Annotated in this window: 11 protein-coding genes and 1 pseudogene; 9 read left to right on the plus strand and 3 right to left on the minus strand. The window is 69.8% G+C overall.

Annotation, left to right across the window (positions count from 1 at the left end; genetic code table 11):
* Window positions 1-86 precede the first annotated feature (86 nt).
* Window positions 87-698, plus strand: coding sequence for a dihydrofolate reductase family protein (locus OG858_RS02255; RefSeq protein ID WP_086751545.1), 612 nt, complete (start codon window positions 87-89; stop codon window positions 696-698).
* A gap of 3 nt (window positions 699-701) precedes the next feature.
* On the opposite strand, the gene OG858_RS02260 is transcribed toward OG858_RS02255, so the two are convergent.
* Window positions 702-2,150 carry an eCIS core domain-containing protein gene (locus tag OG858_RS02260; protein WP_086751543.1) on the minus strand — a complete coding sequence of 483 codons (1,449 nt, stop codon included), beginning with the start codon at window positions 2,148-2,150 and terminating at the stop codon, window positions 702-704.
* Window positions 2,151-2,441: 291 nt separating this feature from the next.
* On the opposite strand from OG858_RS02260, the gene OG858_RS02265 reads away from it, so the two are divergent.
* Window positions 2,442-2,951, plus strand: coding sequence for an SRPBCC family protein (locus tag OG858_RS02265; RefSeq protein WP_086751541.1), 510 nt, complete (start codon window positions 2,442-2,444; stop codon window positions 2,949-2,951).
* Window positions 2,952-3,247: 296 nt separating this feature from the next.
* Window positions 3,248-4,177: a hypothetical protein gene (locus tag OG858_RS02270; RefSeq protein ID WP_319268199.1), complete on the plus strand. Its 930-nt coding sequence runs from the start codon at window positions 3,248-3,250 to the stop codon at window positions 4,175-4,177.
* A gap of 317 nt (window positions 4,178-4,494) precedes the next feature.
* On the opposite strand, the gene OG858_RS02275 is transcribed toward OG858_RS02270, so the two are convergent.
* Window positions 4,495-5,343, minus strand: a complete 849-nt coding sequence (locus OG858_RS02275) for an SDR family oxidoreductase (RefSeq protein WP_319268201.1) — start codon at window positions 5,341-5,343, stop codon at window positions 4,495-4,497.
* A 147-nt stretch (window positions 5,344-5,490) separates the two neighbouring features.
* Here OG858_RS02275 and OG858_RS02280 point away from each other — a divergent pair, with 147 nt between their 5' ends.
* The 6 genes and pseudogenes from OG858_RS02280 to OG858_RS02305 all read left to right on the plus strand — a co-directional run bounded on the left by OG858_RS02280 (window position 5,491) and on the right by OG858_RS02305 (window position 11,000).
* Window positions 5,491-5,931, plus strand: coding sequence for an RrF2 family transcriptional regulator (locus tag OG858_RS02280; RefSeq protein WP_086751537.1), 441 nt, complete (start codon window positions 5,491-5,493; stop codon window positions 5,929-5,931).
* A gap of 142 nt (window positions 5,932-6,073) precedes the next feature.
* Window positions 6,074-7,279 (plus strand): globin domain-containing protein, encoded by a 1,206-nt coding sequence (locus tag OG858_RS02285; RefSeq protein WP_086751535.1) that lies wholly within the window; start codon window positions 6,074-6,076, stop codon window positions 7,277-7,279.
* Window positions 7,280-7,393: 114 nt separating this feature from the next.
* Window positions 7,394-7,936, plus strand: coding sequence for a group III truncated hemoglobin (locus tag OG858_RS02290; RefSeq protein ID WP_256960840.1), 543 nt, complete (start codon window positions 7,394-7,396; stop codon window positions 7,934-7,936).
* A gap of 57 nt (window positions 7,937-7,993) precedes the next feature.
* Window positions 7,994-8,245: pseudogene (locus OG858_RS02295) on the plus strand (FAD-binding protein); the annotation flags it as partial.
* Window positions 8,246-8,554: 309 nt separating this feature from the next.
* Window positions 8,555-9,457 carry a UTP--glucose-1-phosphate uridylyltransferase gene (locus OG858_RS02300; RefSeq protein ID WP_086752349.1) on the plus strand — a complete coding sequence of 301 codons (903 nt, stop codon included), beginning with the start codon at window positions 8,555-8,557 and terminating at the stop codon, window positions 9,455-9,457.
* 469 nt (window positions 9,458-9,926) lie between these two features.
* The gene (locus OG858_RS02305) at window positions 9,927-11,000 is read left to right on the plus strand and encodes a glycoside hydrolase family 5 protein (RefSeq protein WP_086752345.1); all 1,074 of its coding nucleotides are present in this window, start codon (window positions 9,927-9,929) and stop codon (window positions 10,998-11,000) included.
* 136 nt (window positions 11,001-11,136) lie between these two features.
* Here OG858_RS02305 and OG858_RS02310 read toward each other — a convergent pair whose 3' ends face one another.
* Window positions 11,137-12,738, minus strand: a complete 1,602-nt coding sequence (locus tag OG858_RS02310) for an acyl-CoA synthetase (protein WP_328545188.1) — start codon at window positions 12,736-12,738, stop codon at window positions 11,137-11,139.
* Window positions 12,739-13,149: the final 411 nt, after the last annotated feature.

Raw genomic sequence — 13,149 nt, forward strand, 5'->3', positions numbered from 1 at the left:
CGACTCGGCCCAGGAAATCCCGCGAGCCGCGATGAGTCCTGCGACTCCGGCGGTCGTACTGTCGAACCCGTTACGAGGAGGTTCTGATGCGCAGCGTGACCTATTCGATGAGTGTCTCGCTTGACGGCTACATCGTCGGGCCGGACGGCGGCTTCGACTGGACTGTGCCCGACAAGGATGTCTTTCGCTTCTGGATCGACGAGATTCGAGAGGTCGGCGTCCACCTGATGGGACGACGGCTGTACGAGACGATGCTGTACTGGGAGACCGCCGACCAGGATCCCTCGCTCGACGACGCCGAGCTCGAGTGGGCCGCGCTCTGGAACCCGCTGCCCAAGGTGGTGTTCTCCACCACCCTGTCCGCGGTGCAGGGCAATGCCCGCCTGCTCTCCGGCGGCGTGGCGGAGGAGATCGAGCGGTTGCGGGCCGAGCCGGGGGAAGGCGATATCGCGATCGGCGGCGCGACTCTCGCCGCCGAGGCGGCTGCGTCGGGTCTGATCGACGAGTACCGGGCCATGGTCTACCCGGTGCTGGTCGGCGGTGGCATTCCGTTCTTCCCCCGGGACGAGCGCCGGGTGGATCTCGAACTCGTCGAGACCCGCACCTTCGGCTCGAGAGTCGTCTACCTCCGCCACCGCGTGGCGCGTCAGCCGGTTCGTCCGCGGAGCTCCGGGAAGAACGGGACGGCCAGTCAGTAGTGGCTACAGGTTCTTCTCGCCCTTCACGGCTCGCACGTCCTCCACGAACAGCTGAAAGAGAAGACGCGTGATGTCGGTGTCGCCGATGGAAAGACTGAACGGCTCCTTCTTCTCGGGCTTCAGACCGATGTAGCCCGGAAGCGTCCCTTCACCGGCCGCGGCTTGCGGAAACGCACTGCCGGTCTCAGCCTCACGGGTTTTCCTGATGTGATAGGGAGTTCCCTTGTCGCCGGATATCGCCATGTATTCCGGATGGAACAGGAGCTCCTCCGCACCCTCCTTGAGGGTGAACTCCATCAACACCTGAGCATCTTCATCAGCGAAATACTCCTCGGCCTGACCCATGTCACCCAGGTGATTCTTCACGGGCATGGCTCCGATCGGGCCGCGGCCCTCGTCCACCGTCTCACGGTACCGCTTCGCGATCCCGCTGCCTTCCTTGCTCTCCGTCTGCATCCACGCTTCCGTCTCCGCGGCCTTTCCCTTCCAATTCATGATGGCGACGGCCTCGCTCGTGAACATCGACCGGTACAGCTTCAGGCGCTCCGTGCCTTTTCCGCTCTTCTCCGCCAGTTGGGCCAGGAGCCCGGGCCCGACAGTCTGCAGAACGTCTTCCAGTTTCCGCTTCGGAGCTGCGGACGCCTTGCCCTTCTTCTTCGGTGTCTTGGGCGGAAGCAGCGGGAATCCCGCCTCCGTCATCTTGTCTTTCCAGTGTTTCTCGTGAAGCAGTTCCTGCGGGTCGCCGGGTGCCCGCTGAACCACCGCTCCGGAGTGAACGCCGTGAGAGTCCGTCGACGTCCGGCGAGTGTCGGCCGCCCGCTGCACCGCGGGCCGGGCCGGGCCCGACATCACCCTGTGCGCGTTGGCTTCAGCTGCCTGCTCGAACCGGTCGGACGGGTCGGAGACCTTCAGTCCGCCGCCGTCGTCGGTGCCTGCGACCGGCCCCTGACGCTGCTGAATGACATGGGTGAGCTCGTGGGCGAGAGTGTGCTTGTCCGCACCGCCGTCGCCGATGACCACGTGACTGCCGGAGGTGTAGGCACGGGCGCCGACCTCGGCGGCGGAAGCCCTCGCCACGCTGTCGTTGTGGATGCGGACGTCCGAGAAGTCGGCGCCGAGACGCGCCTCCATGTCCGTGCGGGTGGCGCCGTCCAGGGGCTGTCCGGGGGCGCGCAGGACGTCGTGGACGGCCGAGCGCTGCACGGTGGGCTCCGCGGCGCTCGGGTGGCCGCAGTCGGCACTGTGCCGGTGTTCCTCCTGGGCCCAGGAATGGCCGGCCCGACGGAGCAGCTGGACGACCGCGGCATTGCCCGTGGTGCCCTGCAGTGCGAGCAGCCCCTGGGGCGAGGACAGATCCGGTTGCTGCCGCGCGGGCGATCCTGCCGCCGTGACGGCGGAAGCCCGGTCGGCCTTCCTCTCGTCGCCTGCCTTGTCGCTACCGCGTTTCCGCACTGACAGCCCTCTCCCATGACCAACTGCTCGACATTCCTTGCTACACCGGCGTCGTCCTGTTCGAGGAGGTCCATAGGGGCAGACCTCGGCATCCGTTCGGGCAACGACAAAGCCCGACGTCCTGGACTCCTCATCCGGTCATCCGGCGTACGCCCCCGACCACGACCGGCCCACCCAGCGGCTGACCGGCCCTTGCGGAACGCTCCTCCCGCCCGCTGCACGATGTGGTGTGGATCTCATCGCGCCGGGCACTCGGCAGTCGACCGAGGCAGGACGGGCTGGAGGTGCGGCATGGCGGTACGGCATCGTCTGATCAAGGTGAGTCCGCAGGCAGTGTGGGCCGTCCTCGCGGACGGCACCGGGTACGCGGAGTGGGTGGTGGGAACGTCGGCCTCCGAGCCGGTGCGGGGGCGGTGGCCGGAGGTGGACTCGGCGATCGGGTACGAGGTCCGCGTGGGCCCCCTGCGGCTGCGCAACGAGACGGTCGTCCGGTACTGCGAGGAGGACGCCGAGCTGGGCCTGGAGGCGCGGGCAGGTGCGCTGGGAACGGCGCGGATCTCCATCCGGCTCCGCCCCTGGGGACGGTACTGCCTGGTGATCGCGGACGAACACCCGCTGCAGGGGGTGGGCGGAGCGCTCCACAACGTGGGCGTGGAGGCGCTGATCCAGCTGCGGCATCGCGCGATGCTCGCCCGGCTCGCCCGGCTCTGCGAGACCCGGGCCGAGACCGAGGCCGAAGAACCTCCGAGTCTTCACGGGCGGCGCAGGGCGGCAGCCCACGGCACCGGAGGCCATGCCTGACACGGTGGTGATCGAAGCCGGTCCCAACGGGCTGGTGGCCGCCAACCTGCTCGGCCGACGCCGGATGGAGCATGGAACAACGGCAGACCGCCGTCTACGCCCCCCGCTGGCTGCGCCTGGCCCAGACAACCCGAGCCGCGACCCCGCACCTCGCCCTACGCACCACTCGCCGCTGACTCCCCGCCTCGAAACCGAGCACCCCCTCTGCACCCCACGGCCTGCTCGGCCCGGGCCCACCCGGACACCACCACATCCACGGGCGGCGCGGCGGCCCGGCCCGTGCAATTCTGATGATCATGCGGCGTAAGGGTGCGCGGGGCGGCGGAGGCCGCGACGTGGAGGAGGCTCTCGACGAGCTCTACGCCACGCCGCCGCCGGAATTCGTCTCCCGCCGCGAGGAGCTGACCGCTGGGGCCAAGACGGACGGACGCGTGGAGGACGCACGTCGGATCCATGCCGCCCGCCGACCCTCCCTCGCCGCCTGGACAGCGAACCTGCTGCTGCGCTCCCAGCCTGCGGAGAGCCGGCGGTTCCTGGAGCTGGGGCATGCGCTGCGGGAGGCCTACGAAACCCTGGATGCCGACGGGATCAAGGAGCTGTCCGAGCAACGGCGGAGTATCGTCCACGCGATGTCGCGGCAGGCCGCCGGGCTCGCCGCCGAGGCCGGACACCGGTTGTCGGACACGGTGCAGCGAGACGTCGACTCCACCCTGCGTGCCGTGCTCGCCGACCGGGACGCGGCCGACCGGTGGGCCACCGGCCGTCTGGAGAGCGCCCTCACCCCGCCGACGGACTTTCCCAGCGGCACGACCGCGACGGCCGGCACACCCCGCGAGCCGACCCGCGCACCGGCCGCACCTACTCCGCCGCGGTCTCGCGCCAAGGACGAGGTCGCCGAACGGCGCCGCCGGAAGCAGGAGCAGCTCGGTCGGGCCCGTGAGGCAGCACGGGCCGCCGAGCAGCAGCTACGCGATCTGCGCGCCGCGCAGGCGGACGCCGACGCGCTGCTGGAGCGGGCGCGCGACCGACACGACCGGACCGGAAGAGACGTGTCCGCCGCCGAGCGGCAGCTGCGGCAGGCACGCGAGGACCTTCAGCGGGCGGACCAGGATCGGCAGGAAGCGGAGAAACAGCAAGAGGCGGCTGCCGCCGCCGCGTCCCGAGCCGAACAGGCAGCCCGCGAGGCCGCCCGGGAAGTGAAACGCCTGTCCGGGCGCCTCAGGTAGCGGGACACGCACGTTGTTCGACGGCCAGCGCCGGTCCACCTCCGCCCTCCGCTCTCATCGGTGCCGTAGTCAGGGCTCGGCCTGGTGGTGGGCCATCGCCCTGACCGCGTTCGCTCCGGCCTTCCCCCTGAACCGTGCGAAGGACTGCCTGGCCAGGGGACAGCACCTGGAGGGGGCAGCCTCTGGGAGTTGACGTCGGATGTCCCACCCGCGTCGGTTCTCCCGCGACCCGCGACCCGCGACCCTGCGACCCTGCGACCCTGCGACCCTGCGACCCTGCGACCCTGCGACCCTGCGACCCGCCGCCGTACCCCGTGCTACGCGCGCTCTGCAACCGTGAAGGCGTCCGCGTGCCGCGCAGTCCACTGGGCGAAAGTGCGGGCCGGGTTGCCGGTGACCTTCTCCACGGTGTCGACGACGGTACGGCCCACCTCCGGGGTGTTCCCGTACGCCTCCAGGAGGAAGCCGATGACGTCGTCCGGGTGGCCCGCCGCCCGCCATTGCGCGAGGGCCTCTTCCTCGGTGAGTTCGGTCAGGGCGATCTCCTGGCCCCGGGCGGCAGCGATCGCCGCCACCTTGTCGCCGACGGTCAGCAGCTCCGGGCCGGTGATCACGTACTCCTGGCCCGCATGACCGTCTTCGGTGAGGGTGACCGCGGCGACGGCGCCGATGTCGCCTTCATGGACCATGGCGCTCAGCCGGGAGACGAACGGTTCGCGGACTTCGCCCGAGGACACGATCGCGTCCGCCCACTCAAGGGCGTTCGCCATGAACTCGACCGGCATGAGCACGGTCCAGTCCACACCGTCGTCGGCGCGCACCGCGTCCTCCAGCGGGGACGGCCCGCCGCCGTGCAGCACCGTGATCCGGCGTACGCCGGCCGCGCGGGCCAGCTCCAGGATGCGCGGGCCGGTTTCCAGCGGGGCGAAGTAGGCCCCGCCGAAGGTGATCAGATGGACGCCGGTGACGCCTTCCAGTGCTGGGATCAGGCTGTCGGGTTCGGCCAGGTCGCCCTGGACGACCTCTGCTTCGGGCGGGAGAGCCGCCTTCGACGCGTCCCGGGTGAGGGCACGTACCGCGTGGCCACGGGCGAGGAGTTCGGCGACGACCTGACGGCCCACGGTTCCGGTGGCACCGGTGACAAGTATCTTCTGCGTCTGTGTCATGACACGACGGTAGGGAACCTTGCGGTCGACTTCTGTCCGCAAGGCCCGAGTTCACCAGCGGCGGCAGCCGTTCGGTCACGTGACGACGAGACCTACGCCACCTGCTCTAAATACTCATCTCTGATGCAACATTGCTAGACTGCCCCCGTGAGGCTGACCAGATACACGGATCTCGCACTTCGGGCAGTGATGCGCCTGGCCGTCGTGGACAGCGAGGAGTTGCTGACCACGAGGCAGATCGCCGAGTCCATGAACGTCCCCTATACACACATGGCGAAGGCCATCGCACAGCTGCAGCACCTGGGGGTGATCGAGGCGCGGCGCGGGCGCAACGGTGGACTGACCCTCACCGACGCGGGCCGGCGCACCCCGGTGGGGGACCTGGTCAGGACACTGGAGGGAGACCGGGAAGCCGTGACGTGCGAGGGCGACACCCCCTGCCCACTCTCGGGCGCCTGTCGACTGCGACGGGCACTGCGAGAGGCGCAGGAGGCGTTCTACTCCTCACTGAACGGCGTGACCGCGGCCGATCTGGCGAGGTCCCCGACAGGACCGATACTGCTGACACTGGGTGCTCCCCCGGGCTGACCGCCCACCGGTCGACGACAGCACTGGCCGCAACACCCCCACCGCTTCACATCGTTGGATCGTGACCATGAGCAGAGGTTGCGACCAAAAATTTGCATCCTGAATACCAATTCAACCGAACATCGATCCAGGAGTGTGTCTGATGCTTTCTGCGCGGTCGGCCCCCGTCGTACGGGCGACGCTTCCGGTGGTGGGAGCCTCACTGACCACCATCACGGAGCTGTTCTACCTGCGGATGTTCGAGGAGCGTCCGGAGCTGCTGCGGCATCTGTTCAACCGGACCAACCAGGCCACCGGTGCCCAGCGCGAGGCGTTGGCCGGCTCGGTGGCGGCCTTCGCCACCCTGCTGGTCGAGCGGCCGGACGAACGCCCCGACGCCGTCCTCGCGCGCATCGCCCACAAACACGTCTCGCTCGGCATCACCGCCGACAAGTACCCGCTGGTCGGACGCCACCTGCTCGCAGCGGTCGCCGAGGTCCTCGGTGATGCCGTCACGCCCGAGGTCGCCGCCGCCTGGGACGAGGTCTACTGGCTGATGGCCAACGCCCTGATCGCCATGGAGGCCCGGCTGTACACCGAGGCCGGCGTGGAGAACGGCGACGTGTGGCGGCGCATGGAGATCGCCGAGCGGCACCAGGAGTCCGCCGAGGCCGTCTCCCTGGTCCTGCGCCGGACCGACGGTCGGCCCACCGTTCCCTTCCTGCCCGGACAGTACGTCAGCGTCCGCGTGGAACTACCCGACGGCGCCCGTCAGATCCGCCAGTACAGCCTGTCCACCGCACCCGATCACAAGACCTGGCGCATCACCGTCAAGCGCGAGACGGGCGCCGACGGCACCGTCCCCGACGGGGAGGTCTCGTCGTGGCTGCACGCCCATGCGGAGGTGGGTGACATCCTCGACGTCTCGCTGCCCGCCGGTGACCTCGTGCTGCCCGAGGCCGACACCCCCCTCTTCCTCGCCTCCGCGGGCATCGGCATCACCCCCATGCTGTCGATGCTCGACCATCTCGCCCTCACGTCCTCCTCACGTCCCGTCACCGTCGTCCATGCAGACCGCTCTCCCCAGGACCACGTCCACCGTGACGAACAGGCGGACCTCGTCAGCCGTTTGACCAGGGCAGATCTTCACCTGTGGTACGAGAACGACGCCCACCGCTCCCCCGGCACCCACGTCCTCGCCGGCCGCGCCACACTCGACCACCTCACCCCTGCCCCCGACACAACCGCCTACCTCTGCGGACCGTTGCCCTTCATGCGCCTGGTGCGGGGCGAGTTGCTGGCCAAGGGGCTGCACCCCTCCGCCATCCACTACGAGGTCTTCGGCCCCGACCTCTGGCTCGACAAGTAGGCGAGGAACGGTGCTGACGACATCACCCGTCGCCATGTACGTCGTCGGAGAAGTCCCGCATCCGACGGCGCCGGTGGCGGCCGCGTTCGCCGCCGGAGGACCCGGAGGATCCGCATGACCCACGACGACCGGCGGCAGTCGCCCGCCGCACCGGGGCAACTTCCCGACATCCGCGACCGCCAGGACGTTGAGGGACTGGTGAAATCGTTCTACGACGAGGTCCTCGACGACCCCCTCATCGGTCGGCTGTTCACAGAGGTGGCGCGTGTCGACATGGCCACCCATCTGCCCGTCATGGCCGACTTCTGGGAGAGCGCTCTCCTCACCCCGGGCGTCTACCGCCGCAACGCCCTCCGCTCGCATCGTGACCTGCATGCCAAGAGCCCGCTGCGCGCCGAGCACTTCGAACGCTGGCTGGAGCTGTGGACCGCCACCGTACGTCGGCGGCACGCGGGTCCGGTGTCCGACCGGGCGGTCGCCAAAGCGCAGGCCGTGGCCGGGGCGCTGCTGCACAACACGGCGGGGGACGGACGGCCCCGCCCCGATCGTGGCCCTGTCTTCGTCGACATCGAACCGCAGATGAGACGCACGTCAGAGCCATCTTCGTCACCGAGGGGCGTGTCACAGATCGCGGGGCGACCTGGTCGTAACAGGTGACGTCACCGGGGATCGGAGCAGCCCGTGGCCCTCGCCGACCAACATCTGTCCACCACGGTGCCGGTGATCGGAACGGGAGGCGCTGGGCTGCGCGCGGCGATCGAACTCGCCGAGCCGGTATCCATGGCCTCGCGGTCGGCAAGCGCCCCATGAAGGACGCCCGTAACGGCCCTCGCCGCCGAAGGGATCAACGCTGACCTGGCCACCACGGACCCCGAGGGCGGCCGGCAGCAGCACGCGGCCGGCACCCTCGAGGAGAGCGGTCCCCGCACCACCCGGATCGTCACCGGGGGCACCGCCCTCGGCCTCTCCGCCGTGGGGCCGGACCCACGATGTCCCGGGTGCCCGGGATCGAGGCGGCATGGCGGCCACCCCGGGTGTCGGCGGCCCGCCGAGGTTGCCGCGCCGGAGATCCGGGGTGACGCGTTGCGCCAGGAGCCCGTGGACCTCGGCGAACGGGTGGAGGCCGGCCCTGACGCCCTGCGTCGGCTCGATCAGGGACGGGCACGTGGCGGCCGAGAAGTGCCTGGGTAGGCTTTCTCCCGGAGCCGCGCCATCGTGTGCGCCCGGGTGACCGTGCCGACCGGTACGGTGTGCCGCTCGACCAAGAGAGACGTGATGTCACCGACGATTCGCAGGGCTGTGATCCCCGCCGCCGGCCTCGGTTCCCGTCTGCTGCCCCTGACGAAGGCGACGCCCAAGGAGATGCTCCCGGTCGGCGACAAGCCGGTCATCGAGCACACCGTGCGCGAGCTGGTGGACTCCGGCATCACCGACATCACCATCGTCGTCTCCGGCGGCAAGAGCCTCATCCAGGACCACTTCCGCCCCAACCCCGCCCTCGTCGCCCAGCTGCGCGAAGACGGCAAGACGGCCTACGCGGACGCGGTGGAGGAGGTCGCGGAGCTGGCCCGCCGGGGCCACATCACCTACCTCGACCAGTACGGCCCGTACGGCAACGGCACCCCGGTGCTCAACGCCGCCCGTGCCTTCGGCGACGAGCCGGTGCTGGTGCTCTGGCCCGACGACGTCTTCGTGGCCGAGGTGCCCCGCGCCCAGCAGCTGATCCGCGCGTACGAGCAGACCGGCTGCCCGGTGCTGGCCCTCCTGCCGATGGACCCCACCGAATCCCAGCGCTACGGCGTGCCCATCGTCAAGGAGGACCTCGGCGACGGCCAGCTGCGCATCACCGGCCTGGTCGAGAAGCCCGAGCCCGCCGCCGCGCCCTCGGCGTACGCGGCCATCGGCGGTTACGTCGTCACCCCCGGCATCATCGACGAACTGCGCGAGCAGACCCGGCGCTGGTACGAGCACAGGACCGGCGAGGTCTACCTGACCGACGCCATCAACGCCTATGCCGCCACCCGCGCGGTGTACGGGCAGGTCATCAAGGGCCGCTGGTACGACACCGGCAACCCGGCCGACTACCTGGTCGCCCAGATGGCCTTCGCCCTCGCCCACCCGGAGTACGGCCCCCTCGTGCGCGGTTTGGTCAGCGGCCTCGACGCCGCCGCGGACTAGGCCAGGGCAAGAGCCTGGGCTGGGCCGGGGTCGCCCGCCTCGGCGTCGTGGGGTGCGGATCTCCTTGCGGGAGGAGGCGTCGAGCGCGTCGGCCCGTCGGGGGATCGTCAGGTGACGGAGCGCGGCCAGGTGCCCGCGCTCGTCGTCCCGGGGATCCGAGGCGAGGACCACTGCGAGCCGGGACGGATGCTGTCGGCGAAGGGGCAGGCGCCCCGCACGGTGAGCGCCTGACGCCAGACGCGCGTCGCCCAACCGGCGCAGCGCCCAACCGGCTCGGAGAAACGTCGACTTCGCCTTCCAGGGCAGCGGCGAACATCCCGGCATGGCATTGGCGGTCCTGTCAGATCTCTTGTAAAGGTCCGGACCAACTGCTAATTCCCTTTCTGTTAGGAAAGTTTCCTACCAGTTGGTCTCCCCATTGGACCGATCGGCGACCGTCGATCGACCCCACAGACCGCCAGGAGTCCCCATGAGACCGGCACGATCCGTTCCGCTCGTCGCCGTGCTGCTCCTTCTCGGCCTCGTCCTGACGCCAGGAAACGCACAGGCCGGCCGCACCGCCCCCACCCCCCTGCCCGTGACCACGAGCACGGCCAAGGCCCCGTCGGCAGTCACCCCGGTCGCCGCCAACGGACAGCTCGTCGTCTGCGGCACCAGGCTCTGCAACCAGCGAGGAAAAACGATCCAGCTCCGCGGGATGAGCACGCACGGACTGCAGTGGTACAGCCAGTGCGTCACCAACGGCTCGCTCAACGCCCTCGCCACCGACTGGCGGGCCGACGTACTGCGCATCTCCATGTACGTCCAGGAGGGCGGCTACGAGACCGATCCGCGTCGCTTCACCGACCTGGTCCACTCCGCCATCGAGCAGGCCACGGCCCGCGGCATGTACGCCATCGTCGACTGGCACATGCTCGACCCGGGTGACCCGCACCAGAACCTCGCCCGCGCCAGGACCTTCTTCTCCGAGATCGCCCAGCGTCACCGCGACAAGAACAACCTGCTGTACGAGATCGCGAACGAGCCCAGCGGAGTGAGCTGGTCCCGCATCAAGAGCTACGCCGAACAGCTCATCCCCGTCATCAGGGCCAAGGACCCGAACACCCCGATCCTGGTCGGCACCCGCGCATGGTCCTCCCTCGGCGTGTCGGAGGGCTCCGGCGAGTCCGAGGTGGTCGACAACCAGGTGAACGCGGCCAACATCATGTACACGTTCCACTTCTACGCCTACTCGCACCGGGACGAGTACCTCCGGACCCTGGCCCGCGCGGCCGACCGCATACCCGTCTTCGTCACGGAATTCGGCACCCAGAACTACGCGGGTGAGGGCGCGAACGACTTCGCCATGTCGCAGCGCTATCTCGATCTGCTGGCGGCCAAGAAGATCAGCTGGGTCAACTGGAACTTCTCCGACGACGGACGCACCGGCGCCGTCTTCAAGCCGGGGACGTGCGCCGACAACGGTTCGTGGACCGGCACGTCCTCTCTCAAGCCCGCGGGCGTCTGGATCCGCGACCGCATGAGGACGCCGGACGACTTCTGACCGGCGACGAACGGCACGACGGGAGCCGCTCACCGCCACGCCGGGGGCGGCTCCCGAGACCACCTGTCGAGCCGCATCCTGTGAAGTGACCCGACGACGGTCGCGGGGTGGTCAGCCACCAGGACCGTGAGCATGGTCAGGGCCGCCTCTCGTCGACGAGCCGCCGGACACCCGCCTTGTCCAGCTTTCCGGAGGCGTTCCTCGGGACGGTCGGCACGATCGTCAGGCGCCGGGGCAGCTTGTAGCGGGCCAGCTTTCCCTCCGCGTACGCGTGAACGGCCTCCAGGGTGATGTCCGTCGTGCCGTCCACGCTCATGACGGCCTGTACGGTCTCGCCCCACTGTTCGTCGGGGATGCCGACGACCGCGACGTCGACCACACCCGGCATGGGGGCCAGCGCACGCTCGACCTCCGCCGGGTAGACGTTCTCGCCGCCGCTGATGATCATGTCCTTGAGCCGGTCGACGATGTACAGGCAGCCGTCCTCGTCGAGGTGACCGATGTCGCCCGAGTGGAACCAGCCCTCCTCGTCGAAGGCCGCCCTGTTGGCCTCAGGGTTGTTCCAGTAGCCGGGAGTGACGTTGGGGCCCCGGACGACGATCTCCCCCGGCTCCCCCGGCTGCAGGGGCGTGTTGGTCATCGTGTCGACGACCCTGACCTCGGTGAACGGCATGGGAATCCCGGCGGAGCCGAGCTTGGCCAGAGTGTGTTCGACGGGCAGATGGGTGGCGAACGGGGCGGTCTCGGTCAGGCCCCACGCCTGCTGGAGCAGGACGCCGTGCCCGGCGTACAGCTCGATGAGGGCGGGCGGCACCGGGGCTCCCGCGACCACGATCGACCGCAGGTGGCTCAGGTCCTGTTCGAACAGGCCGGGTTGTCTCGCCAGGGCGGCGAACATCTGGGGCACTCCGAACATGGAGTTGACCCGGTGGGTGACCAGATCGTCGAGACACGTCCGCGGGTCGAACCCGCGCCTGACGACCACCGTGCCCCCGCGCACCAGGGTGCGGATCACGAAGCTGTTCAGGGTGCCGATGTGGAACAGCGGAGCGGCGGCATAGGTGACGTCGCCGCGGCGGGTGTCGAGTCGGAGTTCGACGTTCACCGCGTTCCAGAAGACGTTGCCATGGGTGAGGACGACGCCCTTGGGTGTGCCGGTCGTGCCGGAGGTGAACATCAGGACGGCCGGGTCGTCGGCGGACTTGGCTGCGAAGGAGGTGATGGGTACCGCCGCCGCGAGCAGGGGCGCCCAGGGCTCCCAGCCGGCCGCACCCCCGGTCGGCACCTCGGGGTCGTCGTCCACCAGGAGGAAGCGCGCGAGCGCGGTCCTGTCGCGTACCTCGTCGACGCTCTTCCGGTGCCCCTCCTCGCAGACCAGGGCGGTGGCACCGCCGCGGACGAGGACAGCCTCCAACTCGGCCGCCGCCAGGCGGAAGTTGACCGGGACGAAAACGGCACCCAGCCGGTGGGCGGCCAGCAGGGTGACGAGGAAGGAGCTGCTGTTGAGGCCGAGGTGGGCGACCCGGTCCCCGTCCCCGATGCCGCCGTCGGCCAGGACGGTGGCCAGACGGGCGGCCCTGTCGTCGAGTTCGGCGTAGGTGAGGTCGCCGCCCGCGTAACGGACGACGACGGAGTCGCCCTGGTAACGGGCGTTGCGCGCGACGGCGGCAGCCGGGTTGAGGTCGACCCGCAGGCCCGAGTTACGTGGGTGCGGTCTCGTCGCTTCAGGTGTGGTCACGAGCGGCTCCTCATCGAGCAACAGGTTTCGAGCGGCAGAGTTCGAGTGTCAAAGATCGAGAGTCGAAGTGGTCACCTCCGGCGGCACCGGCGAACCCTCGTACGCCGACACCTCCGTCGCCCTCGATCGCGTGCCCGGTGATCGGACCGCTCCGGAAACAGGAGGCGAGCAGTACGCAGGAACCCGTGACACCGCGCAGGTCGGTGTTCATGCCGCCGCAGGCTACGCCGTTGTGGGCCGTGCGGGCACTACGCGGCCCCGCGGAAACCCACTCACTGCGACCGACGCGCCGCACGGGACGCGGCCCATAGCGGGACCGGCGCCGGACTCGGGCGCGACGGCGGCCCGGCCGACTTCCTGCCGGTGCCGTCCCGGCGCCTCCTCCTACCGGCCGGCGCCTCGCCCCCACCC

Source organism: Streptomyces europaeiscabiei (genome assembly GCF_036346855.1).
Taxonomy (GTDB): domain Bacteria; phylum Actinomycetota; class Actinomycetes; order Streptomycetales; family Streptomycetaceae; genus Streptomyces; species Streptomyces europaeiscabiei.

What these genes read in the sequence shown, in the direction of transcription:
- OG858_RS02270 (WP_319268199.1), top strand. Translation starts at nt 3,248, where the DNA reads ATGCGGCGTAAGGGTGCGCGGGGCGGCGGAGGCCGCGACGTGGAGGAG.
- OG858_RS02290 (WP_256960840.1), top strand. Translation starts at nt 7,394, where the DNA reads ATGACCCACGACGACCGGCGGCAGTCGCCCGCCGCACCGGGGCAACTT.
- OG858_RS02305 (WP_086752345.1), top strand. Translation starts at nt 9,927, where the DNA reads ATGAGACCGGCACGATCCGTTCCGCTCGTCGCCGTGCTGCTCCTTCTC.
- OG858_RS02285 (WP_086751535.1), top strand. Translation starts at nt 6,074, where the DNA reads ATGCTTTCTGCGCGGTCGGCCCCCGTCGTACGGGCGACGCTTCCGGTG.
- OG858_RS02275 (WP_319268201.1), bottom strand. Translation starts at nt 5,343, where the DNA reads ATGACACAGACGCAGAAGATACTTGTCACCGGTGCCACCGGAACCGTG.
- OG858_RS02300 (WP_086752349.1), top strand. Translation starts at nt 8,555, where the DNA reads ATGTCACCGACGATTCGCAGGGCTGTGATCCCCGCCGCCGGCCTCGGT.
- OG858_RS02265 (WP_086751541.1), top strand. Translation starts at nt 2,442, where the DNA reads ATGGCGGTACGGCATCGTCTGATCAAGGTGAGTCCGCAGGCAGTGTGG.
- OG858_RS02255 (WP_086751545.1), top strand. Translation starts at nt 87, where the DNA reads ATGCGCAGCGTGACCTATTCGATGAGTGTCTCGCTTGACGGCTACATC.